Genomic DNA, 22705 nt, shown 5'->3' with positions numbered 1-22705 from the left:
GCGGTGACCCTCAGTCGAGATCGCCCGGTCAGTACGGCCGGGCCCAAGCGGGGAAGAACCCATGAAAATTGTTATGGCCATCATCAAGCCATTCAAGCTGGAAGAAGTCCGCGATGCCCTGACCGCCATCGGCGTTCACGGCCTCACGGTGACGGAAGTCAAGGGATATGGCCGCCAGAAGGGCCACACGGAAATCTACCGCGGCGCTGAATACGCCGTGAGCTTCCTTCCCAAGATCAAGATCGAGGTGGCTGTCGCCTCGTCCCAAGTCGACAAGACCATCGAAGCGATCACCGGCGCGGCAAAGACCGGCCAGATCGGCGACGGCAAGATCTTCGTCATCAACCTCGACCATGCGGTGCGCATCCGTACGGGCGAAGCCGATGACGCGGCGCTCTGATTTCGCGCAAACCTCATCTTATCAGGAGTACATACAAATGACGTTCAAGCGTCCCACCAGCGCGGGATTGGCAACTCTCGCCGTCGGCCTCTTCGCTACGACAGCGGCCTACGCCGCGCCAACGGTCAACAAGGGCGATAATGCCTGGATGATGACAGCAACGGTTCTCGTGCTGTTGATGACCATCCCGGGCCTCGCACTGTTCTACGGCGGCCTTGTCCGCTCCAAGAACATGCTGTCGGTTTTGATGCAGGTCTTCTACACCGTCTGCATCGTCTGCGTGATTTGGGCTCTCTACGGCTACAGCCTCGCATTCACCGGCGGTTCGGATTTCATCGGCGGCTTCTCCAAAGCCTTCATGTCCGGCATCACGACTGACTCGATGGCGGCAACGTTCTCGGTCGACGCCAACATCTCGGAAATGATCTACTTCTGCTTCCAGATGACGTTCGCGGCGATCACACCGGCCCTCATCGTCGGCGCCTTTGCCGAACGCATGAAGTTCTCGGCGATCGCGCTGTTCATCCCGCTCTGGGTGACGCTGATCTACTTCCCGATGGCCCACATGGTTTGGTACTGGGCCGGACCGGACGCGATCACCGATGCCGCCAAGGCAGTCGCTGCCGCGGCTGACGGTGCAGCCAAGACTGCAGCGCAGGCGAAACTGGACGAAGTGATGGCGGATGCCGGCTTCCTCTTCAAGAAGGGCGCTCTCGACTTCGCGGGCGGCACGGTGGTGCACATCAACGCCGGTATCGCAGGTCTCGTCGGCGCTCTGCTGATCGGCAAGCGCACCGGCTACGGCAAGGAGCTGATGGCCCCGCACTCGCTGACCATGACCATGATCGGCGCCTCGCTGCTCTGGGTGGGCTGGTTCGGCTTCAATGCAGGATCGAACCTCGAAGCCTCGGGCGGTGCTGCGCTCGCAATGACCAACTCCTTCCTGGCAACCGCTGCCGCGGCCCTGTCCTGGATGTTCGCGGAGTGGATGATCAAGGGCCATCCGTCAGTTCTCGGCGCGTTGTCGGGTGCGGTCGCCGGTCTTGTCGCCGTCACTCCGGCCTGCGGATTTTCGGGCCCGATGGGCGCGATCATTCTCGGCCTTGTCGTCGGCGTGGTCTGCCTGTTCTTCTGTACGGTTGTGAAGAACGCGCTCGGCTATGACGACTCCCTCGACGTGTTCGGCGTCCACTGCATCGGCGGCATCGTCGGCGCTCTCGGCACCGGCATCCTGGTCAACCCTGCCCTCGGCGGCACCGGTGTCCTCGATTACGTCACCGGCAAAGTCGGCGATTACGACATGGTCACGCAGATGATCTCGCAGAGCTGGGGCGTGGGCACCACGCTGCTGTTCTCGGGCATCGGTTCGGCGATCATCTACAAGATCGTCGACGTGATCGTGGGCCTGCGGGTTCCGGTCGATGCCGAGCGCGAAGGCCTCGACATCACCGACCACACCGAGCGTGCCTACAACATGTAAGCGAGCCAGCATGACCCGGAAAAGTGGGAACCGGTTTTCCGAAAAGGTCATGCTCTGAAACAAGGACAACGGTTGGGGCACAAACCCGGCAATGCCCCGTCCGTCGGAGGGCTCCAGCGCAAGCTGGAGCCCTTTTCTTTGGGTTCGGCATATCCGCCAGCCCGGTTCCAAGACGGCGAAAATGCGCCCGACGGACGATGGTTAATCGCGTCTTAACCTCGCCCCACCTATGGTGATGTGATCAAATCCGCGCGCTCCCCGGGACCGTCCCGAGGGGACCAACGGACCGAAAGTGCTGGCGTTTTCCGAATGGCCATAACCGCTTCTTCCCGCCCGGCCGACGCTGCCGGCGCCCAAGGTGGCGCATCGGCCAGCGAGCGCTCGCCCTTCGCCCGGCTGGCCGACCTCCTCAGCCCCTACAAGCCCGGCAGACCCCTGATCAACATGTCGCTGGGCGAGCCGCAGCATCCGGTGCCCGATTTTGTCGGGCCGGTTTTAGCGAAACATATCAAAGACTTTGGGCGATACCCGATCGCCAAGGGGATTGAGCCGTTCCGGCAGGCGGCGGCAAGCTGGACCACGAAGCGGTTCGGACTGCCCCGCGCCGTCGATCCGGAAACCGAAGTCCTGGTGCTCAATGGCAGCCGCGAGGGCCTGTTTTTCGCGGCCATCGCCGCCGCCCGCTATGTCGCGCCACGCAAGGGCACGCCTGCAATCCTGATGCCCAACCCGTTCTATCCGGCCTACGCCGCAGGCGCCCGCGCCGCCGGATGCGAAGCGGTGTTCCTGCCGACCGTTCGCGCCAACGGCTTCCTGCCCGATCTCGATTCCCTAAGCACCGAGACGCTTGAGCGCACCGTCGCGTTCTATCTCGCCTCGCCCGCGAACCCGCAGGGCGCCGTCGCCTCGCGCGCCTACTTTGATCGCGTGAAGCAGCTCGCCGACCGCTACGGCTTCATCGTGCTCAGCGACGAATGCTATTCGGAAATCTACACCCACGACGCGCCGGGCAGCATGCTCGCCTCCGCGGGCCATGACTTCGCCAACGTCGTCGCCTTCCAGTCGCTCTCGAAGCGCTCGAACCTGCCGGGCATGCGCGTCGGCTTCGCCGCAGGCGATGCAAGGTTTCTCGCGCGCTTCCATGAGCTGCGCAATGTCGCAGCGCCTCAAGTGCCGGTGCCGCTGCAGCATGTCGCCGTCGCCGCCTACGGCGACGAAGCGCATGTCGAGGAAAACCGCAAGCTGTACCGGATCAAGTTCGATCTCGCCGACCAGATTCTCGGCAACCGCTTCGGTTACAAGCGCCCCGCAGGCGGCTTCTGCATCTGGCTCGATGTCTCCGCCCATGGCGGCGATGAAGCGGCCACCGTCAAACTTTTCAAGGACGGCGGCGTGCGTGTCATCCCCGGTAGCTATCTGGCCCGTCCGCAATCCGACAACACCAATCCCGGCACCGGCTATATCCGCGTCGCCATGGTGCAAGACAGTGAAACCACCGCCGAGGCCCTGCATCGCATGGTCGAGGTTTTGAGCGAGCCGCAAGGTTAGTCGTCATGCCAGCGATCGAACGTGTCATTCCCATCGTCGGCCAGATCTCCGATCCGATCCGCGAAATGCTCGCGCGCCGCCTGCGCGAACTGACCGGTCTCGGCGTGATCGCATTGTCCTGTGTCGTGGCCGCGGCGCTGATGACCTGGTCGGTGCAGGACCCGAGTCTCAGCCACGCAACCTCCGGCGCCATCCGCAACCTGATGGGCCGTCCCGGCGCCATCGGCGCCGATCTCCTGATGCAGATTCTCGGGCTCGGCTCGATCATGCTGGTGCTGCCGGTCGCCGTGTGGGGCTGGCGGCTGGTGACCCATCGCCTGTTCGACCGTGAGGCGCTGCGTGTCGCCTGCTGGGTTCTGTGCGCGGTGATCGCCGCCGGATTTGCAAGCTGCCTGCCGCGCAGCGGCGCATGGCCACTGCCGACCGGGCTTGGCGGCGTTGTCGGCGATGCGCTGGTGCGCTTTCCTGCGGTGGTGTTCGGCCCGCCCGGCACGATCTACCGAATCGTGCTCGGCATGATCCTGTTCGCGGCCATGATCGGAAGTTTCGCCTTCGCCTGCGGCGCGGGCGCCAAGGAAAAAATCCTCGAGCGCACCCGCCCGCCGATGATCGACGAGGATGAAGACGAAGACGACAACGATCGGGGCTCCGTCTCGCTCGGATGGCTGGTTCATGCGGCGATGAGCGCGAAGGCGCGCATTGCGCGGATGGCCGCCGCGCTGTTCGCCATGGCCGTCGGACGCACGGAATCCTCCTCCGCCCGCTCGTTCGAGCGCATGGAGCCAAACCTCGGTGGCGGGCGGCGCGCCCCGTCGCTGGTGCCGCAGGAACAGGACGAACACGACGAAGAGGAAGAAGACGAGGAGGAAGAGGAGGAGGAGGACGAGGAGCCCGCGCCCCGCCCCCGCAAGCGCCCCGAGCCGAAGCCGTCCGGCCGCAAGGGTGTCTTCGTTCTGCCGCCGATCTCCGTCCTCGCCGCTCCGAAGGCATCCGATCGCCAGACCCTGAGCAAGGACGAGCTTGAAGAAAATTCGCGCTCGCTCGAAGGCGTGCTTCAGGATTTCGGCGTGCGCGGCGAGATCGTGAAAGCCAGCCCCGGCCCCGTCGTGACGCTCTACGAACTCGAACCGGCGCCGGGCATCAAGTCCTCGCGCGTGATCGGCCTTGCCGATGATATCGCGCGCTCCATGAGCGCGGTCTCGGCGCGTGTCGCGGTCGTCTCCGGGCGCAACGCCATCGGCATCGAACTGCCGAACGTCAAGCGCGAGACGGTTTACCTGCGCGAACTGCTCAACGCGAAGGAAGCAACCGGCAGCACCGCGAAGCTGCCACTGTGCCTCGGCAAGACCATCGGCGGTGAGCCGGTGATCGTCGATCTGGCGCGCATGCCGCATCTTCTGATCGCCGGCACCACCGGCTCGGGCAAGTCGGTCGGCATCAACACCATGATCCTGTCGCTGCTCTATCGCCTGCGTCCGGATCAGTGCCGCCTGATCATGGTCGATCCGAAGATGCTCGAACTCTCGGTCTATGACGGCATTCCGCATCTGCTGACGCCGGTCGTGACCGATCCGAAGAAGGCTGTCGTCGCGCTGAAATGGGCGGTGCGCGAGATGGAGCAACGCTACAAGAACATGGCGAAGCTCGGTGTGCGCAACATCGACGGCTACAACACCCGCGTTGCCGAGGCGAAGGCCAAGGGCGAGGAACTGACCCGCACCGTGCAGACCGGCTTCGACAAGGAAACCGGCAAGGCGATCTACGAGGAAGAGAAGCTCGAGCTCGAACCGCTGCCCTATATCGTCATCATTGTCGACGAAATGGCCGACCTGATGATGGTCGCAGGCAAGGACATCGAAGGCGCGGTGCAGCGCCTTGCGCAGATGGCGCGCGCTGCGGGTCTCCACGTAATTCTCGCCACGCAACGCCCGTCAGTCGACGTCATCACCGGCACCATCAAGGCGAACTTCCCGACCCGCATTTCCTTCCAGGTCACCTCGAAGATCGACAGCCGCGTGCTGCTCGGCGAAATGGGCGCGGAGCAACTGCTCGGCCAGGGCGACATGCTATATATGGCTGGCGGCGGACGCATCAGCCGCGTCCACGGCCCGTTCGTGTCGGACGAGGAAGTCGAAAAGATCGTCCGTCACCTCAAGGCGCAGGGCCAGCCGGAATATCTCGAGGCGGTCACCGCGGAAGAGGACACCGACGAGGACGGCAATCCGGTTTTCGACGGTACCAGCATGGGCGCCAATGGCGGAGAAGGCGACCTGTTCCAGCAGGCGGTGGCCATCGTCAAGCGCGACCGCAAGGCCTCGACCAGCTACATTCAGCGCCGCCTGCAGATCGGCTACAACCGGGCCGCAACGCTGATGGAGCGGATGGAGCTGGAAGGCATCGTCGGCCAGGCCAACCACGCCGGAAAACGCGAGATTCTGGTGGGTGAGGAAGAAGAACGCTTCGGCTAAATCCACCCTATTCGCAGCCGCGAAATCGCCATAGCTTGGGGTTAGCCCCGGCGGACAGATCACAAGGCATCCCACAGGACGGACCGTTGAGACACCTTCATCGCCATCAGCCGGTCTGCCGCAACCCGCTCACCGCACATCATTTTCTCCATGTGAGATTGATGGCGGCTGCCCTCGCCGCCGCCATCGCTGCCGCGATCATGATTCCGGCGGCGTCGGCCCAGGCTGTCCCCACACCGAAGCCCGCGCCGAAGCGCGCCGATACACCGGTCCCCAAGCAGGCGCTGCCAAATCCCACCATCCCGGCGCCTTCCGCCGCCGCGCCACCAACACCGATCATTCCGGATCTACGCAATCTGTTCAGCGGCAACACGCCGAATTTCGACGCCAACCAGAAGGCGCTCGCCGCCAAGGTCAGCAGCTATCTCTCCTCGCTCGTGAATGTCTCGGGCAACTTCGTGCAGGTTGGCCCCGACGGCACGCGCTCGACCGGCGACTTCTACATTCAGAAGCCCGGCAAGATCCGGTTTGAGTATGACGATCCCTCGCCCATCGCGCTGGTCGCCGATGGGTCTTCGGTGATCGTCCGTGACCGCCGGCTGGCGACGCAGGACGTCTATCCGCTGTCGCAGACGCCGCTGCGCTTCCTTCTGGCCGACCGCATTGATCTCATGCGTGACACCAATGTCGTGGGCGTCGGCTCCGACGACATGTTCATCAGCGTGACCATCGAGGAAAAGCAGCCGCTGGTCGGCACCAGCCGCCTGATGCTGATGATCGGCGCCAAGGACAATCAGCTCAAGCAATGGACCGTGACCGATCCGCAGGGCTACGACACCACCGTCGCGGTCTATAATCTCGACACCACCAAGAAGCTCGATCCTGCCATGTTCAAGATCGACTACACCAACTATCAGACCAACCAGAACTAGCGCCGTCTATTGGTGCATATCGGCATGACCGCACTGGAGCGGGCGGACAAAACCGGCTAACGGTTTCTCTGTCTTTCCTCGCCGCCTGCGATCATGCGCCTCACCCTCACCACCTGGAATATCAATTCGGTGCGCCTGCGCATCGACCTGGTCGCCAAGTTCATCAAGGCCGTGCGGCCCGATGTGCTGTGCCTTCAGGAAACCAAGTGCATCGACGATGCCTTTCCGCTGAAGCGCTTCAAGCGGCTGGGTTACGAGCATATCGCGCTCAACGGTCAGAAGGGCTATCACGGCGTCGCCATCGTCTCGAAGATTCCCTTTGAATCGCGCGACGTGCGCACCTTCTGCGGCAAGGTCGATTCACGGCATATCTCGGTCGCCTTCGGACAGCAGGCGCAGATCGCAAAGCCGCTCACCCTGCATAATTTCTATGTCCCCGCCGGCGGCGACATTCCGGACCCTGTGCTCAATCCCAAATTCGAGCACAAGCTGTCATTTCTCGACGAAATGCGGGATTGCGCGCCGCTGCATCCGAAAGCCGATGACCGGCATATCCTTGTCGGCGATCTCAATGTCGCGCCGCATGAGCATGACGTGTGGTCGCACAAGCAGCTTCTGAAGATTGTCTCGCACACGCCAATCGAATGCGAGAAGCTGCTTGCGGTGCAGTCGCAGGGCGACTGGATCGACATCGCCCGCCAATGCATTCCGCTCTCGGAGAAAGTCTATACATGGTGGAGCTACCGCTCCGCCGACTGGGTCGCCGCCAACAAGGGCCGCCGCCTCGATCATATCTGGGTCTCGAAGGCGCTTGGCGACAGCGTTCGCGATTTCAGGATCACCCGCGATGCCCGCGGCTGGGAGCGGCCATCGGATCATGTCCCGGTGACGGCGGTTCTCGATGTTTGATGTCAGGAAAACCTGCGCTAGCGCAGCGTCGCGCCGACGCGCGTCATGGCGCCCAGCGCGGCATTGGAGCGCGCGGCGAAATCATCGCGCAGACGACGTGCCGCCTCGGGGTGGCTTTCAAGTACACGCTGAAACAGACTGCGCGAAATCCGCAGCACCGACGATGGCTCGAGCGCAACCGCAGTCGCGGGCCGTGGCATCGCGACGACAAGCGCCAGTTCGCCGATCAGCACATTCTCGCCGGCCACCGCTTCCTGCCCGTCATCGGACGCGACACGAAACGCGCCGCGCCGGACGATGAAACCGGAATCCGCCGGATCGCCCTGCACGAACAGCTTTTCGCCGAAACTATAATCGCGCTGCTCGGCGCCGATCGCGAGCACCTGCAAGGCAGCTCCGCCCAACAAATTCAATGTCGGGACGCGCGTGAACAGGGCGATGTCGTCTTCAATGGCCATTGAGCGCCGTGATTCGACTCATGGCACCAGCTTATAGCCCCCGGACTCAGTCACAAGAATTTCGGGGTTGGCCGCGTCCTTCTCCACCTTCTGGCGCAGGCGATAGATATGCGTTTCCAGGGTGTGGGTGGTGACACCTGAATTGTAGCCCCAGACTTCCTGCAGCAGGGTCTCGCGCGACACCGGCATCTGGCCGGCCCGATAGAGGAACCGCAGGATCGCGGTCTCCTTCTCGGTGAGCCGCACCTTCTTGGCATTGGCGCCGGTCAGCATCTTGGAGCCCGGACGGAAGCTATAGGGGCCGACCGTGAACACGGCGTCCTCGCTGGCTTCGTGCTGGCGAAGCTGCGCGCGGATGCGCGCCAGCAGCACGGCGAAGCGGAATGGCTTTGCCACATAGTCGTTCGCGCCGGATTCGAGGCCGAGGATGGTGTCCGAATCAGTGTCGTGACCGGTCAGCATGATGATCGGCGACTTGAAGCCGCCCTTGCGCAGGCTGCGTACCACTTCGCGCCCATCGGTATCAGGCAGACCGACATCCATCAGAACCAGATCGGGCGAATTGCTCTTGGCGGCCAGCGCACCCTTTGCACCGGTATCGACCGCGGAAGCCTCGAATTCCTCATGCAGCGACAATTGCTCCACAAGGGCATCGCGCAGATCGGTATCGTCATCCACGATCAGGATCTTGCGGGCGTTGGCCATTGATCCGGTCCTTTAAAATTTGGCTTGTAAAAGAGGCATTTGAGAGCGATCCCGGACGGGCGCATCTCAAAGCCTCGGCGAAATAGAGCATTTGCGGGTAAAAGCGCAAGCTGCGTTTGTGCGCAGCCGGTGAGAGCAAATAGGGGAAATCTAGGCTTTCCAATGGCTTATAGAACACCGTTCCGTGATCGGCCATTATCCATGATTGCGGTTCATGCCGCCGCCGGCCGCCCGACTCAGGGCTGGCTGACCGCAGGAGCGCAGGTCCTGCCGGTGGCGTTGGGACGCGGGGGAATCAAGGCCAACAAGTTCGAGGGCGACGGCGGCACCCCGCGCGGCGTCTTCCAGCCGGTCCGGCTGTGGTGGCGGGCCGACCGTCATCCCCGGCCGAAGACGTTTCTGCCGGTCCGTGCGATTACACCCACCGACGCCTGGTCCGAGGACCCTTCCGACCGGCATTACAACCGCGCCGTCACTCGCAAGGCCGGCGATGACGGCGACCGACTGATGCGCGCCGATCACCTGTACGATTTCATTATCGAGATCGACCACAACACACGTCCTCGGATTCCAAAGCGCGGCAGCGCCGTGTTCATTCATCTCGCCCGCGAGAGCTTCGGACCGACCGCAGGCTGTGTCGGGCTGACGCGCAGCGCGATGTTGCGCTTGCTGGAACGGATCGGGCCGCGAACCAAAATTGTGATCGGGTAAAGTTGTAAGCCGCTCGTCATTGCGCGCGAAGCGAAGCAATCCACTCCTGAAAAAGGAACTGGATTGCTTCGTCGCTAAAGCGCGTCGAAGACGCGCGTAAACGCGCTAATGGCTCCTCGCAATGATGATGTAGCTACTTGTGCGGACTCTACCGTTTCCCGAAGATCGCGGAGCCGACCCGCACATGGGTCGCGCCGAGCTGAATCGCGGTTTCAAAATCCGCGCTCATGCCCATCGACAACAATGGAAGTCCGTTGCGCGCGGCAATCTTGGCCGTAAGTGCAAAATGAGCAGCAGGTGGTTCGTCCACCGGTGGAATGCACATCAACCCTGAAATCTTCAGACCATACACATCGCGGCAGCTTGCAATGAACGCATCGGCGTCTGCCGGGGCGACGCCGGCCTTCTGCGGTTCTTCGCCGGTGTTCAACTGAACGAATAATTCCGGATGCCGGTCTTGCTTAACGATCTCTTTCGCCAGCGCTTCGCACAGGCTCGCGCGATCCACCGAGTGAATGGCACCGAACAGCGCCACCGCTTCCTTCGCCTTGTTCGACTGCAGCGGTCCGATCAGATGCAATGCGAGGCCCGGATGCTTCGCCATCAGGTCCGGCCACTTTGATTTGGCTTCCTGCACGCGGTTTTCACCGAAAACCTTCTGGCCGGCCTGGATCACCGGCTCGATGGCATCGCCGCTGAAGGTTTTCGAGACTGCGACCAGCGTCACCGACGATCGCTCGCGCCCCGCATCGCGGCAGGCACGGGCAATCTCGCGCTCCACTTCGGCGAAGCCGTTTGGTGAATCGGATGTTACCGGCGACACCTTTTGCTCATCCATCGCGGCAAACCTTCGTCAAATATGGAGATCATTCGATTTTTAACGAAATCAAAAAAGGGTCTTTGAACCCTTTTTTCGTAGGATTGGCGTGGGGCAAGGGAATACCAATGTCAATCGCCAGCTTCGGCCGCAACACGTCAAAACTCAAGGCGCTGCTCGGGATTCGCGCGCGCCTTGTGATTCTGGCGCTGATTCTGGTCGTCCCGCTGATGCTCGACCGGGTCCGTCTGCTCGAAGAATCCCGCTCCAGGCAGGTGGTGCAGGCGGCCAACGAACTGTCCGAACTCGCCAGGCACACCGCCGACGCACAGCGTGAAATCATTTCCACGGTGCAAGCCGTCCTCAAATCCTCCGCCTACATCTACGCATCGGCCGCGCAGCAGGGCCGTGGCTGCGCCATCATGCGCGCCAGCCTGCGCGTGGACCTGCCATGGATCCGTTCGCTGAATCTCGTGGACTCGAACGGCATCATCCAGTGCTCGACGCAATCCGCTTTCGTCGGCGCAAATGTCCACGACCGCGATTATTTCCAGCGCGCGATGGAAACCCATGAATTCGTCGTAAGTGACTATATCCTTGCACGGCCCTCCGGCACGCCGACCATCGTCGCCGCCTATCCGGTTTCGGCTATCGAAGGCAACAGCGAGGCCCTTGTCATCGCCTCCATCGACCTGAAGTGGATGTCGCAGCTCATCAGCAACCGTAACCTGCGCCCAGGCATGTCGGTGCTGCTCGTGGATGGCAGCGGCACAATCCTGGCAGCGCCGGAAAGCACAATCGACCTGATTGGACGCCCGCTGAAGGATACGTCCCTGCTCGAAGCCGTCACGTTTCGCGAGATCAATCTCGACCGGGAGTACGGCTCGATCTCCTTTGAATCCGCGAACGGCGAGAAAAAGGCTGTCTCATTCGCCCGTGTCGCGGGAACGCGCGCACGTATGATCGTTAGCATCGATCAGGCGACGATGCTGCGCGGTATCAACGGCGAGATCAGAACGGCCTATATTCAGCTCGCGCTGGTTGGTCTCTTCACCCTGCTCGGCGCCTGGTTCGCCGGTGAGCGTCTGATCATGCGACCGGTGCGCAAGATGACGGAGATGGCCAACCGGTTCGGCCGCGGCGAACTTTCGGCGCGCGCCTCCAGCGCCACACTGCCTGCGGAATTCGTTCCGCTCGCCCGGGCCTTCGACACGATGGCCTCGCAACTGTCCGAGCGCGAACGTGAAATGACCGCCGCCAACGATCGCTTGACGGTGATTGCGTCCCACGACCTTGTCTCGGGTCTCGCCAATCGCCGCGGCTTCCAGAGCCGGCTCGAATTTGAGTGGATGAAGGCGCTGCAGTCCAACGCGCAGCTTTCAGTTCTGATGATCGACGTCGATCACTTCAAGCTGTTTAACGACACCTACGGACACCCGGAGGGCGATGCTTGCCTCAAGCGCATCGGCCAAACGCTGGCGGACCTCTCCAATTCATGTGATGGCTTTGCCGCCCGTTATGGCGGCGAGGAATTCTGTCTGCTGCTGCCAGGCGGCGACACCGCCGATGCCCTGAGGGTCGGCGAGCAAGTCCGCGCCGCTGTGGAAGGTCTCGCAATTCCCCACCGCACCAGCCCCGGCAGGACTGTCACGGTCAGCATCGGCACCGCGACCGTGACGCCGGGCGACGCCCAGCCCGAGGACGACCTGATCGAGGCCGCCGACGCAGCGCTTTATGCGGCAAAACGGCAGGGACGGAACATGGTGGTCGCCCATGGGCTGATCCGGCCCGCCCCGTCGGCGGTTTCGCTCGCAGGCTAATGTCCCGAACAGGCTGCGCAGGGCCGATTCGCGCCCTAAAGCGTTGACCCGTCGCGGTCTTTTGTGGCTAGTCTCCGGCCTTGAATTCCCCCTCTTGGCAGACGACTGACCTGATGAGCACCGAACGCTACAACGCCCGCGAATCCGAACCGCGGTGGCAGAAGATCTGGGACGAGCGCGCGATCTTCGCGACCCGCAACGACGATCCAAGGCCGAAATACTACGTGCTCGAGATGTTCCCGTATCCGTCGGGACGCATCCATATGGGCCATGTCCGCAATTACACCATGGGCGACGTGGTCGCGCGCTACATGCGCGCCAAGGGCCACAACGTGCTGCATCCGATGGGCTGGGACGCTTTTGGTCTGCCCGCCGAAAATGCCGCGATCGAACGCAAGGTCGCGCCGAAGGCGTGGACCTACGAAAACATCGCCACGATGAAAAAGCAGCTCCAGACCATGGGGCTGTCGCTCGACTGGTCGCGCGAATTCGCGACCTGCGATCCGAGCTACTACAAGCATCAACAAAAGATGTTTCTGGATTTCCTGAACGCCGGGCTGGCCGAGCGGGAAAAGCGCAAGATCAACTGGGACCCGGTCGACATGACCGTGCTCGCCAACGAGCAGGTGATCGACGGCAAGGGCTGGCGGTCCGGCGCGGTGGTCGAGCAGCGCGAGATGAACCAGTGGGTCTTCAAGATCACGAAGTATTCGCAGGATCTGCTCGACGCGCTGGATACGCTTGACCGCTGGCCGGACAAGGTGCGCCTCATGCAGCGCAACTGGATCGGCCGCTCCGAGGGCCTGCTCATCCGCTTCGCACTAGACACAGCAACAGCACCGAGCGGCGAAAGCGAACTGCGCATCTTCACCACGCGCCCGGACACGCTGTTCGGCGCGAAGTTCATGGCGATTGCGGCGGATCATCCGCTGGCTCAGGCGGCTGCGCTGAAGAATCCGAAGCTGGCCGAGTTCGTCGCCGAAACCAAGCGTCAGGGCACCGCGCAGGAAATCATCGACACGGCGGAGAAGCAGGGCTTCGACACCGGCATCAAGGCCGTGCATCCGTTCGATCCGGACTGGAAGCTGCCGGTCTATGTCGCGAACTTCGTTCTGATGGAGTACGGCACCGGCGCAATCTTCGGCTGTCCCGCGCACGATCAGCGCGACCTCGACTTCGTCAACAAGTACAATCTCGGCACCACGCCGGTGGTGTGCCCCGAAGGCCAAGACCCTGCGAGCTTCGTCATCACCACCACGGCCTATGACGGCGATGGCCGGATGATCAATTCGCGCTTCCTCGACGGCATGACCATCGAGGCGGCGAAGGAAGAAGTTGCAAGGCGTCTCGAAACCGAAACGCGAGGCAACGCGCCTGTCGCCGAACGGCAGGTGAATTTCCGCCTGCGCGACTGGGGCATTTCGCGCCAGCGGTACTGGGGCTGCCCGATCCCCGTCATCCATTGCCCGAAGTGCGATGTGGTCCCGGTGCCCGCTGCCGATTTGCCGGTGGTGCTGCCGGAGGATGTCACCTTCGACAAACCGGGCAACGCGCTCGACCATCATCCGACCTGGAAGCACGTCACCTGCCCGCAGTGCGGCGGCCCAGCCACGCGCGAAACCGACACGATGGACACGTTCGTCGATTCGTCCTGGTACTTCGCGCGCTTCACCGATCCATGGAACGAGAACGCGCCGACCACGCCGGCGGTCGCCAACCGCATGATGCCGGTGGACCAGTATATCGGCGGCGTCGAGCATGCGATCCTGCATCTGCTCTATTCGCGCTTCTTCACCCGCGCGATGAAAGCCACCGGTCATATCGCCATGGACGAGCCGTTCGCAGGCATGTTCACCCAGGGCATGGTGGTGCACGAGACCTACAAGAAGCAGGACGGCACCTTCGCGTCCCCTGCCGAGATCAATATCGAGACCGTCGGCGACAAGCGCCGCGCGACCTTGCTGACGACCAAAGAGACTGTCGAAATCGGCCCGATCGAGAAGATGTCGAAGTCGAAGCGCAACACGGTCGATCCCGACGACATCATCGGCACCTACGGCGCCGACACCGCGCGCTGGTTCATGCTGTCGGACTCGCCGCCCGACCGTGACGTGATCTGGAGCGAGGAAGGCGTCCAGGGCGCGAGCCGTTTCGTGCAGCGGGTCTGGCGGCTGGTGAATGTATTCACCTCAACACAAATAAATCCGACGTTTTCTGACAAGTCCGGTCTTTCGGACTCTGAACAAGCCCTAGCTATTCGACGAATTACAAATAAGCGCCTAGCTCGAGTCAGCGACAACATCGAGCGCTTAGGATTCAATACAGCGGTTGCCCAGATTTATGAGTTCGTGAGTTTTCTGAGGACCGTTGTCGAGCCAGGAAAGGTAGCGGGGCCGCAATCATTTTCCGCTGTTCGCGAGGCTGTCGTCATCTTGGTCAAGATGATCTCGTTAATGATGCCTCACTTAGCCGAGGAATGCTGGAAAGCGCTTGGTCAGGTAGGTTTCGTCTCTGAGGCAAAATGGCCAGAAGTCGACCCCAGCTTGCTTGTAGAGGACACCGTCACACTGCCTGTGCAGATTAACGGCAAGAAAAAGGCTGAAGTTACAGTGACTTCAAATGCATCGGAGGCCGAAATAAGGGCTGCCGTTTTGGCGATTGATGCTGTAAAATTTGCCCTGAAGGGTGACCCACCTCGCTTGATCAAGATTGTTCCGCAGAGGATCGTGAATGTCGTGGTTTAGTACGCGCATCGCTGCCCGGTTCGTTGCCGTGGCCGCCCTTGCGGCCCTGACGGCCGGGTGCTTCCAGCCGATGTATGGCGAGCGCAGCGCCACCGGCGGGTCGGCGCTCCGGGAAAAGCTGCAGGGTGTCGAAGTTCCTCCGCTGAACCTGCCCAACGGCTCGCGCGAAGCGCGGCTTGGCGTCGAGATTCGCAACAACCTGATGTTCAGCATGTACGGCAGCGCCACCGGCGGCCCGACCACCCACCGCCTGCTGATGCGGCTGACCACCACTCGCCTGTCGATCATCGTCGATCCGACCACCGCGCGGCCTGACATCGAAAACTACGGTATCGATGTGGTGTACGAACTAAAGGACAACGCCACCGACAAGACAGTGCTGACCGGCACCACGTTCTCGCGCGTGTCGTATGACATCCCGGGTCAGGCACAGCGCTTCGCCCGCTCGCGCGCCCTGCGCGATGCGGAAGACCGCGCCGCCAAGGTGATCGCGGACAACATCAATCAGCGCCTTGCATCGTTCTTCATTGCCGGCACCTGATCTGACAACAGCCGCGGGATAATCGTGGTCGCGCTTCGCGGGAAAGAAATCGACGCATTTCTGGCCCGGCCCGATCCGTCGCGGCCGATCATCCTGCTCTATGGCCCCGACACCGGCCTTGTCCGCGAGCGAGCCGACGCCTTGATGGCGTCCGCCGTTGACGATCCCAACGATCCCTTCTCGCTTGTGCGCATGGATGGCGACGAGCTTGCCGCCGAGCCCTCGCGTCTGGTCGACGAAGCCATGACGGTGCCGCTGTTCGGCGGCCGCCGCGCCATTCGTATTCGCGCAGGCACGCGCAGTTTCGCCAGCGGCATCGACACGCTGGCGGAGATGCAACTGAGCGATTGCCGCATCGTGATCGAGGCCGGTGAGCTTCGCCCGGACGCGCCTCTGCGCAAGGCCTGCGAAAAGGCGAAGACCGCCGTCGCGATTGCCTGCTACGCCGACACCGAGCGCGATCTCGCAAAACTGATCGACGACGAACTGCGCGCTTCAAATCTGAGAATCGCAGCCGACGCCCGCGCGGCGCTGACATCGCTGCTCGGCGGCGACCGTCAGGCCTCGCGCAATGAAATCCGGAAAGTCGCGCTTTACGCCCATGGCAAGGGCGAAGTCACGCTCGAGGATGTGGTCGCGATTGTCACCGATGCGTCGGGGCTCGCGCTCGATCCCATCGTGGACAATGCCTTCGCCGGCCGCGCCGCCGATGTCGAAACGCTGTTCGCCAAAGCCATGGCGGCGGGGACTTATCCCGGCCTCATCATCATGTCGGCGCAGCGTCATGCCGCCTTGCTGCACAAGGCGCGGCTCTCGGTCGATGAAGGCCGCAGCGAATACGAAGCCCTTGAGAGCGGATTTCCCCGGCTGCATTTTTCGCGCAAGCCACTGGTCGAGACGGCGCTGCGAAACGCCAGTTCCGAGCGCATGGCGCGGGCGATGGCGCAACTCGCTGATGCGGCGTTCGACATGCGCAAGCAATCGTCCTTGGCGGAAGTGATTGCGCAGCGCGCATTGCTGGCGATTGCCGTGAATGCGCGGCGGCGGGGATAACGATTCGAGATACGGCTTGCATCACATGCAATGTCGTCCCCGCGAAGGCGGGGACGACCGGAAGGTAGATCGCTGCTCGCTTCCGATTTACTTGCCCGCTTCCAGCCGCCGCAAAATCTCGTCGAGCTGATCGAGATCCTTGTACTTGATCTGAACCGTGCCGCCGGGATTGCGATGATCGACGCTGACCTTGAGGCCGAGCACATCGCTGACGCGCTTTTCGAGCGCGATGGTGTCCGAGTCCTTGGCGGTTGCCGCGCCGCGCGTCTTCTGTGGCTTGCGCTCCGGAACGCCTTCCTCATGCGCCAGCGCTTCGGTCTGACGCACGTTGAGACCTTCCTCGACAATGCGCTTCGCAGCCGCCGCCGGATCCGGCAGATTGATCAGCGCACGCGCGTGGCCTGCCGAGAGTTTGCCTTCGGCAATGTAAGCCTGAACCTGATCCGGCAGCCTGGTCAGGCGCATCATGTTGGCGACATGGCTGCGGCTCTTGCCGACGAGTTTCGCGATGTCGTCGGCGCTGTGTTTGTATTCGGTGGCGAGCGCGTGATAGCCCTGCGCTTCTTCCATCGCGTTCAGGTCCGAGCGCTGTACGTTCTCGATGATCGCGATTTCAAGCGCGGCGCTGTCGGTGACTTCAACAGTGACGATCGGCACGTCATGCAGGCCGGCGCGCTGCGACGCGCGCCAGCGGCGCTCACCGGCGATGATTTCATAGCGATCCGCCGCGCCCTTCACCGGACGCACGACAATCGGCTGGATCACGCCATGCTGCTTGATCGAGGATGACAGCTCGTCCAGCTCCGCATCGGAAAATGTGCGGCGCGGATTGCGCGGATTGGCTTTCAGAAATTCAATCGGCACGCGGCGCGGCGTGCGCGACGGACGCTCGACATGAGCCGCCTCCCCGCCGACATCGCCAATCAGACTTGCAAGACCGCGACCCAGTCGCGAACGCTCCTCAGCCATAGCCGCTTCCCTTGCACCCAACCCACGCACTCCAAACTAGATCAAATCAACCCAGAGACGACGACCCGAGGACCATCTTTATCTGTCATTGCGAGGAGCGTTAGCGACGAAGCAATCCAGTTTTCGTTCAAGAATGGATTGCTTCACTGCACTTGCAATGACGGCGAAAAACTTAATGCGAGCGCAGTTCACGCTCGCGCTGAATCACTTCGGTCGCGAGTTTGAGATACGCATCGCTGCCGACGCATTTGAGATCGTAGACCAGCACCGGCTTGCCGTAGGACGGCGCTTCGGAGATGCGCACGTTGCGCGGGATCATGGTGTTGTAGACCTTGCTGCCCATGAACTGGCGCACGTCGGCGACGACCTGGTTCGACAGGTTGTTGCGCGAGTCGAACATGGTCAGCACTATGCCGTGAATCGACAGCGTCGGATTCAGCGTCGAACGCACCTGCTCTACCGTCTGCAGCAATTGCGACAGGCCTTCGAGCGCGAAGAACTCACACTGCAGCGGCACCAGAATCGCGTGTGACGCCGCCATGGCGTTCACGGTGATGAGATTAAGCGACGGCGGACAATCGACCAGCACATAGGTGTAATCGGTGTCTGGCTCGACATTGACGTTCAGATCGGCAATCGCATCGCGCAGACGAAACGCACGGTCGCGCGTGGTGCCGAGCTCAAGCTCGAGGCCCGACAGGTCCATGGTCGACGGCGCGATGTGCAGGCGAGGCACCGCGGTCGGAATGATGGCTTCGCGCAGCTTGGCTTCGCCGATCAGCACGTCATAGGTCGAGCAGTTACGGTTGCGGCGGTCGATGCCAAGGCCGGTCGAGGCGTTGCCCTGCGGATCGAGATCGACGATCAGCACCCGCTCGCCGATGGCGGCCAGCGCCGTTCCGAGATTGATGGCGGTCGTGGTCTTGCCGACGCCGCCCTTCTGGTTCGCCAGCGCCAGAATCCGGGGGTGACCCGGCTTGGCTGCCGCAGCGCTGTTGTCGTCCTGAAAAATTCCGTCGATGCCAACCATGTGCCTGGCCATGCCTTGCTGCTGCGGACGGTTATCGCCGCTCAATTTTATTGAGTTCGACGATCCAGCCGTGTCCGCCGGTGCGGCTGGGATGAAGAAGAGGCTCTATATTCCAGTATTTAGTAGCTTCCGTCAATTCAGCCTCTACATCTTGTCCCTTCAGGAACAAGGCTTTGGCGCCCCGCTGCACCAGAGGCGCCGCGAAACCCAGCAACATATGTAGAGGAGCGACCGCACGCGCTGTGACGCAATCGACCGGCTCTGACAGGCTATCCACATAATCCCCGATGTCAGCGAGGACAACGGAGCCCAGCGCGCCGGTCACGCGCAGAGCCTCGCGCAGGAACGCGGCCTTCTTGGCGATCCGCTCCACAAGCTGAACGCTCGCCCCCGGATGCTCCGCCATGGCGCAGGCCAGCACCACGCCGGGAAATCCGCCCCCGCTGCCGAAGTCGAGCCACCGCCGGGCGTTGGGCGCGAGATCCAGAAGCTGCAGCGAATCGGAAATATGCCGGGTCCAGAGCTGCGGCAGGGTCGAGGGCGCGATCAGATTGGTCTTGGCCTGCCACGCTACGAGCAAATCCACGTAGCGATCCAGCCGGGCCTCTGTTTCACGTGAAACAGGAGTGAGCTTCAGCGCAGCCGCCTTGTCGAAAGCGGAGATGGAAACCGGAGCTGGCTTGGCCATGATCAGGCCGAAGCGGAGGAGCGGCGGGCCTCGCGGCGCAGATAGGCCGCCAGGATCGCCAGCGCCGCCGGCGTCATGGCCTCGATCCGGCCAGCCTGTCCGATGGTTCGAGGCCGCACCGTCTCAAGCTTCTGCCGGGCTTCATTGGAGAGGCCGGGCACTGCCTGATAGTCGACATCGGTGATGACGAGATTCTCGTCGCGGCGGAAGGCTTGAACGTCGGCGGCCTGCCGCTCCAGATAGACGTCGTATTTGGCGTCGATTTCCAGATGGACCGCGATCTTCGGGTCAATCCCGCCAAGCTGCGGCCAGATCGAAACGAGATTGGTCCATTCAATGTCCGGATAAGCCAGCATTTCAAAAGCCGAGCGGCGCTGGCCATCCCGGTTGAGCGAAATGCCGTGCCTGGCAGCCTCGTTGGGGGTCACGGACAGCGATTTCGCCAGCGACTTGGCCGCATTCAGCGCAGCCATCTTGGTGGCATGCCGCCCTGCCCGCTCCGCGCCGACGCAGCCCAGTTCAAGACCGCGATCGGTAAGGCGTTGGTCGGCGTTGTCGGCCCTCAGGGTCAGGCGATACTCCGCCCGCGACGTAAACATCCGATAGGGCTCGGTGATGCCGCGGGAAGTCAGATCGTCGATCATCACCCCGAGATAGCCGTCGGCCCGGTCGAATACCGCAGGCTCCCCGCCTCCGGCCAGGATCGCCGCGTTCAGTCCGGCGACCAGCCCCTGAGCACCCGCCTCTTCATAACCGGTGGTGCCGTTGATCTGTCCGGCCAGGAAAAGCCCCGGCACCCGCCGGGTCTGCAGGGTCGGCTCCAGTTCACGTGGATCAACGTGGTCGTACTCGATGGCATAGCCCGGGCGGACCATTTTCACCCGCTCGAGGCCCGGGATGCTGGCCAGAATGGCCTGCTGAACCTCTTCCGGCAGCGATGTGGAGATGCCGTTGGGATAAACCGTGCTGTCGTCGAGCCCTTCCGGCTCCAGAAAGATCTGGTGGCCGTCGCGGTCACCGAAGCGGACGATCTTGTCTTCAATGGAGGGGCAATAACGCGGCCCACTGCTCTTGATCTGGCCGGAATACATCGGCGAGCGATGAACATTGGCCCGGATGATCTCATGGGTCGCGTTGGTGGTCCGGGTGATCCCGCATTCGATCTGCGGGGTCGTAATCCGGTCCGTCAGCACCGAAAACGGCTCGATCGGGTCGTCGCCGGGCTGCATTTCGACTGCGGACCAGTCAATGGTCGAACCATCGAGGCGCGGCGGCGTCCCGGTCTTAAGCCGGCCGAGCACAAAGCCGGCGCGCTCGAAAGACCTTGAGAGACCCATGGCGGGAGCCTCCCCGACCCGTCCTGCGGGCCAGTTCTTTTCGCCAAGATGGATTAGGCCGCGCAAAAAGGTCCCGGTGGTCACAACCACAGCGCCAACGGCGAATTCCTGGCCATCAGCCAGACGAACGCCGCTGATACGGCCGCCGGCAAGCAAAAGCTCGTCCGCCTCGCCCTCGATGACAGTCAGATTCGGTGTATCCCGAATTTGTGCCTGCATCGCCGCCGCATAGAGCTTGCGGTCGATCTGGGCGCGGGGACCGCGCACCGCCGGACCCTTACGGCGGTTCAAAACCCGGAACTGGATGCCGCCGCGATCCGCGATCCGGCCCATCAGGCCGTCCAGCGCGTCGATTTCCCGGACCAGATGACCCTTTCCAAGGCCCCCGATCGCAGGATTGCAGGACATGGCGCCGACGGTCGCGAACTGATGGGTCACCAGCGCTGTCTTTGCACCTCTACGAGCGGACGCCGCCGCAGCTTCGCAGCCGGCGTGGCCTCCCCCGATCACAATGACATCGAATGTCTGCATGGCCGCACTTCTATCGCTTTGGTGCGAAAGCTGAAAGACGGAAATCGCTCAGACCTGTTTCACGTGAAACACAGAGGCGATCTTGGGAAGCTGTTTCACGTGAAACAACGCAGAAAACTCGTTTCACGTGAAACAGGGCCAATGGCCGATCTGGAACCAACAGTCGGCCAGAGGCCTACTTCCCGATGCAGAACTCGCGAAATATCACATCGAGGATGTCCTCGACGTCGACTCGCCCCGTCAGGCGGCCCAATGAATGAATCGCGATTCGTAGCTCTTCGGCCAACAGTTCATCGCCCTTGTCGGCCGAGCGCCCTGCCCGGTCCAGAGCTTCGACCGTCTCCCGCAACAACGTCCGGTGCCGCGCCCGGCTCACCAGCGCCATTTCCCCGGACCCGAAATAGTCCTGGGCGTAGGACACCAGGGCGGCCATCAGCTCAGAGACGCCGTCGCCGCGCGACGCGGAAATATCGAACTGCGCCCTCGCCGCGTTTGCATTCCCATCACCGGCCAGATCGACCTTGTTGCGCACAATCCAGACCGGCGCGTGATCGTCTTCATTTTCCGGCAACGTCGCGCCTCTGTCACTTGCATCGACAAGCCAAAGGACAAGATCCGATGTGCGCGCACGGTCGCGCGCGCGGCGCACGCCTTCCTGTTCGACCGGATCATGGGTCTCGCGCACGCCTGCGGTGTCTATCACCGTCACCGGATAACCATCGAGATCAAGATGCACTTCGATGACATCGCGTGTCGTGCCGGCATGCGGCGACACGATCGCCGCTTCACGCCGCGCAAGACGATTGAGCAGCGTCGACTTGCCGGCATTCGGCGGTCCGGCGATGGCAACGGTGAGACCTTCGCGCAGGCGTTCACTTTGCGCCGATAAATAAAGGGTTTCTTCGATTTCAGATTTCAGCGCCGCGATCTTTTTCAATGCAGGTGCGATCAGCTCTTCAGACACGTCGCCTTCATCGGAGAAATCAATTCCCGCTTCGATCAACGCAGACGCTTCGATAATCTGTTGTCGCCATGTCTCAGCCTTTGCACCGAGCAATCCTTTCAGATGCCGTAATGCCTGACGGCGCTGACGATCCGTATCGGCATGAATCAAATCGTCGAGCCCTTCGGCTTCGGTGAGATCGAGCTTGCCGTTCTCGAACGCGCGTCGCGTGAATTCACCCGGCTCCGCCGGACGCAGACCGTCGATTGCGCCGAGCGCATCGAACATCGCGGCGATCACCGCGCGTCCGCCATGAACATGAAATTCGGCGACGTCCTCGCCGGTGGCGCTGTGCGGTCCGGGAAACCAGAGGGTCACCGATTCGTCGATGGCGCTGCCGTCGAGATCACGGAGCGTCGTGAACCGGGCAAAACGAGGCGAGGGCAGTTTTCCGCACAGCCGCTCGACAGCCATGCGGGCCTGCGGGCCCGACACGCGAAGAATGGCAATAGCTGACGGCGCGCGGCCGGACGACAGGGCGAAGATGGTCTGATCAGAGGACTGCATCGCCTATTTGGCGAACACCGCAAAAGCAGGCAATGAAAATCCCGCTTTGCCTTT

General features: G+C 62.4%; 19 protein-coding genes. 11 read left to right on the top strand and 8 right to left on the bottom strand.

Annotated elements, in window-relative coordinates; genetic code table 11:
- Window positions 1-61: 61 nt before the first annotated feature.
- The 6 genes from HMPREF9696_RS15235 (at window position 62) to HMPREF9696_RS15210 (ending at window position 7737) form a co-directional block, all read left to right on the top strand.
- On the top strand, window positions 62-400 hold the full coding sequence (locus tag HMPREF9696_RS15235) for a P-II family nitrogen regulator (RefSeq protein WP_002713927.1): 339 nt from the start codon (window positions 62-64) through the stop codon (window positions 398-400).
- Window positions 401-437: 37 nt separating this feature from the next.
- The gene (locus HMPREF9696_RS15230) at window positions 438-1880 is read left to right on the top strand and encodes an ammonium transporter (protein ID WP_002713926.1); all 1443 of its coding nucleotides are present in this window, start codon (window positions 438-440) and stop codon (window positions 1878-1880) included.
- 309 nt (window positions 1881-2189) lie between these two features.
- A complete protein-coding gene (locus tag HMPREF9696_RS15225) occupies window positions 2190-3428 on the top strand; it encodes an aminotransferase class I/II-fold pyridoxal phosphate-dependent enzyme (RefSeq protein ID WP_002713925.1) in 1239 nt (412 codons plus the stop codon).
- A gap of 5 nt (window positions 3429-3433) precedes the next feature.
- Window positions 3434-5896, top strand: coding sequence for a DNA translocase FtsK 4TM domain-containing protein (locus HMPREF9696_RS15220; protein ID WP_002713924.1), 2463 nt, complete (start codon window positions 3434-3436; stop codon window positions 5894-5896).
- Window positions 5897-5982: 86 nt separating this feature from the next.
- The gene (locus tag HMPREF9696_RS15215; protein WP_040301504.1) at window positions 5983-6828 is read left to right on the top strand and encodes an outer membrane lipoprotein carrier protein LolA; all 846 of its coding nucleotides are present in this window, start codon (window positions 5983-5985) and stop codon (window positions 6826-6828) included.
- A gap of 93 nt (window positions 6829-6921) precedes the next feature.
- Window positions 6922-7737 (top strand): exodeoxyribonuclease III, encoded by an 816-nt coding sequence (locus HMPREF9696_RS15210; RefSeq protein ID WP_002713922.1) that lies wholly within the window; start codon window positions 6922-6924, stop codon window positions 7735-7737.
- 17 nt (window positions 7738-7754) lie between these two features.
- On the opposite strand, the gene HMPREF9696_RS15205 is transcribed toward HMPREF9696_RS15210, so the two are convergent.
- On the bottom strand, window positions 7755-8195 hold the full coding sequence (locus HMPREF9696_RS15205) for a Crp/Fnr family transcriptional regulator (protein WP_002713921.1): 441 nt from the start codon (window positions 8193-8195) through the stop codon (window positions 7755-7757).
- Window positions 8196-8213: 18 nt separating this feature from the next.
- Entirely contained in the window at window positions 8214-8900 is a 687-nt protein-coding gene (locus HMPREF9696_RS15200; protein ID WP_002713920.1) for a response regulator transcription factor, read from the bottom strand.
- Between the two features lie 162 nt (window positions 8901-9062).
- Here HMPREF9696_RS15200 and HMPREF9696_RS15195 point away from each other — a divergent pair, with 162 nt between their 5' ends.
- Window positions 9063-9611: a L,D-transpeptidase family protein gene (locus HMPREF9696_RS15195; protein WP_002713919.1), complete on the top strand. Its 549-nt coding sequence runs from the start codon at window positions 9063-9065 to the stop codon at window positions 9609-9611.
- Window positions 9612-9759: 148 nt separating this feature from the next.
- Here the strand turns inward: HMPREF9696_RS15195 and HMPREF9696_RS15190 are convergent, their stop codons facing one another.
- On the bottom strand, window positions 9760-10449 hold the full coding sequence (locus HMPREF9696_RS15190) for a YggS family pyridoxal phosphate-dependent enzyme (RefSeq protein ID WP_002713918.1): 690 nt from the start codon (window positions 10447-10449) through the stop codon (window positions 9760-9762).
- Window positions 10450-10556: 107 nt separating this feature from the next.
- On the opposite strand from HMPREF9696_RS15190, the gene HMPREF9696_RS15185 reads away from it, so the two are divergent.
- The 4 genes from HMPREF9696_RS15185 to holA all read left to right on the top strand — a co-directional run bounded on the left by HMPREF9696_RS15185 (window position 10557) and on the right by holA (window position 16586).
- Window positions 10557-12248: a diguanylate cyclase domain-containing protein gene (locus tag HMPREF9696_RS15185; protein ID WP_002713917.1), complete on the top strand. Its 1692-nt coding sequence runs from the start codon at window positions 10557-10559 to the stop codon at window positions 12246-12248.
- A 113-nt stretch (window positions 12249-12361) separates the two neighbouring features.
- Window positions 12362-14992 (top strand): leucine--tRNA ligase, encoded by a 2631-nt coding sequence (gene leuS, locus HMPREF9696_RS15180; protein ID WP_002713916.1) that lies wholly within the window; start codon window positions 12362-12364, stop codon window positions 14990-14992.
- Entirely contained in the window at window positions 14979-15533 is a 555-nt protein-coding gene (locus HMPREF9696_RS15175) for an LPS assembly lipoprotein LptE (protein ID WP_002713915.1), read from the top strand. Before leuS ends, HMPREF9696_RS15175 begins: the two co-directional genes overlap by 14 nt.
- Before the next feature lie 24 nt (window positions 15534-15557).
- A complete protein-coding gene (holA, locus tag HMPREF9696_RS15170) occupies window positions 15558-16586 on the top strand; it encodes a DNA polymerase III subunit delta (protein WP_002713914.1) in 1029 nt (342 codons plus the stop codon).
- 87 nt (window positions 16587-16673) lie between these two features.
- On the opposite strand, the gene HMPREF9696_RS15165 is transcribed toward holA, so the two are convergent.
- The 5 genes from HMPREF9696_RS15165 to mnmE all read right to left on the bottom strand — a co-directional run bounded on the left by HMPREF9696_RS15165 (window position 16674) and on the right by mnmE (window position 22651).
- Entirely contained in the window at window positions 16674-17555 is an 882-nt protein-coding gene (locus HMPREF9696_RS15165; protein WP_002713913.1) for a ParB/RepB/Spo0J family partition protein, read from the bottom strand.
- Between the two features lie 172 nt (window positions 17556-17727).
- Complete coding sequence (locus tag HMPREF9696_RS15160; RefSeq protein WP_040302086.1) at window positions 17728-18585, bottom strand: ParA family protein; 858 nt, start codon at window positions 18583-18585, stop codon at window positions 17728-17730.
- A gap of 31 nt (window positions 18586-18616) precedes the next feature.
- On the bottom strand, window positions 18617-19273 hold the full coding sequence (gene rsmG, locus HMPREF9696_RS15155; protein WP_002713911.1) for a 16S rRNA (guanine(527)-N(7))-methyltransferase RsmG: 657 nt from the start codon (window positions 19271-19273) through the stop codon (window positions 18617-18619).
- Between the two features lie 2 nt (window positions 19274-19275).
- Window positions 19276-21141 (bottom strand): tRNA uridine-5-carboxymethylaminomethyl(34) synthesis enzyme MnmG, encoded by a 1866-nt coding sequence (gene mnmG / locus HMPREF9696_RS15150; protein WP_002713910.1) that lies wholly within the window; start codon window positions 21139-21141, stop codon window positions 19276-19278.
- 175 nt (window positions 21142-21316) lie between these two features.
- Window positions 21317-22651: a tRNA uridine-5-carboxymethylaminomethyl(34) synthesis GTPase MnmE gene (gene mnmE / locus HMPREF9696_RS15145; protein ID WP_002713909.1), complete on the bottom strand. Its 1335-nt coding sequence runs from the start codon at window positions 22649-22651 to the stop codon at window positions 21317-21319.
- Window positions 22652-22705: the final 54 nt, after the last annotated feature.

Source organism: Afipia clevelandensis ATCC 49720 (genome assembly GCF_000336555.1).
GTDB classification, from domain to species: domain Bacteria; phylum Pseudomonadota; class Alphaproteobacteria; order Rhizobiales; family Xanthobacteraceae; genus Afipia; species Afipia clevelandensis.
This window is presented reverse-complemented; position numbering and strand designations above follow the sequence as displayed.

Bases quoted from the DNA above. Each gene is read 5' to 3' on its own strand.
- HMPREF9696_RS15230 (WP_002713926.1), top strand. From the start codon at position 438: ATGACGTTCAAGCGTCCCACCAGCGCGGGATTGGCAACTCTCGCCGTC.
- mnmG (WP_002713910.1), bottom strand. From the start codon at position 21,141: ATGCAGACATTCGATGTCATTGTGATCGGGGGAGGCCACGCCGGCTGC.
- HMPREF9696_RS15200 (WP_002713920.1), bottom strand. From the start codon at position 8,900: ATGGCCAACGCCCGCAAGATCCTGATCGTGGATGACGATACCGATCTG.
- HMPREF9696_RS15160 (WP_040302086.1), bottom strand. From the start codon at position 18,585: ATGGTTGGCATCGACGGAATTTTTCAGGACGACAACAGCGCTGCGGCA.
- rsmG (WP_002713911.1), bottom strand. From the start codon at position 19,273: ATGGCCAAGCCAGCTCCGGTTTCCATCTCCGCTTTCGACAAGGCGGCT.
- HMPREF9696_RS15185 (WP_002713917.1), top strand. From the start codon at position 10,557: ATGTCAATCGCCAGCTTCGGCCGCAACACGTCAAAACTCAAGGCGCTG.
- HMPREF9696_RS15220 (WP_002713924.1), top strand. From the start codon at position 3,434: ATGCCAGCGATCGAACGTGTCATTCCCATCGTCGGCCAGATCTCCGAT.
- HMPREF9696_RS15205 (WP_002713921.1), bottom strand. From the start codon at position 8,195: ATGGCCATTGAAGACGACATCGCCCTGTTCACGCGCGTCCCGACATTG.
- HMPREF9696_RS15225 (WP_002713925.1), top strand. From the start codon at position 2,190: ATGGCCATAACCGCTTCTTCCCGCCCGGCCGACGCTGCCGGCGCCCAA.
- HMPREF9696_RS15165 (WP_002713913.1), bottom strand. From the start codon at position 17,555: ATGGCTGAGGAGCGTTCGCGACTGGGTCGCGGTCTTGCAAGTCTGATT.
- HMPREF9696_RS15210 (WP_002713922.1), top strand. From the start codon at position 6,922: ATGCGCCTCACCCTCACCACCTGGAATATCAATTCGGTGCGCCTGCGC.
- HMPREF9696_RS15190 (WP_002713918.1), bottom strand. From the start codon at position 10,449: ATGGATGAGCAAAAGGTGTCGCCGGTAACATCCGATTCACCAAACGGC.
- leuS (WP_002713916.1), top strand. From the start codon at position 12,362: ATGAGCACCGAACGCTACAACGCCCGCGAATCCGAACCGCGGTGGCAG.
- HMPREF9696_RS15195 (WP_002713919.1), top strand. From the start codon at position 9,063: ATGGCTTATAGAACACCGTTCCGTGATCGGCCATTATCCATGATTGCG.
- mnmE (WP_002713909.1), bottom strand. From the start codon at position 22,651: ATGCAGTCCTCTGATCAGACCATCTTCGCCCTGTCGTCCGGCCGCGCG.
- HMPREF9696_RS15235 (WP_002713927.1), top strand. From the start codon at position 62: ATGAAAATTGTTATGGCCATCATCAAGCCATTCAAGCTGGAAGAAGTC.
- HMPREF9696_RS15175 (WP_002713915.1), top strand. From the start codon at position 14,979: ATGTCGTGGTTTAGTACGCGCATCGCTGCCCGGTTCGTTGCCGTGGCC.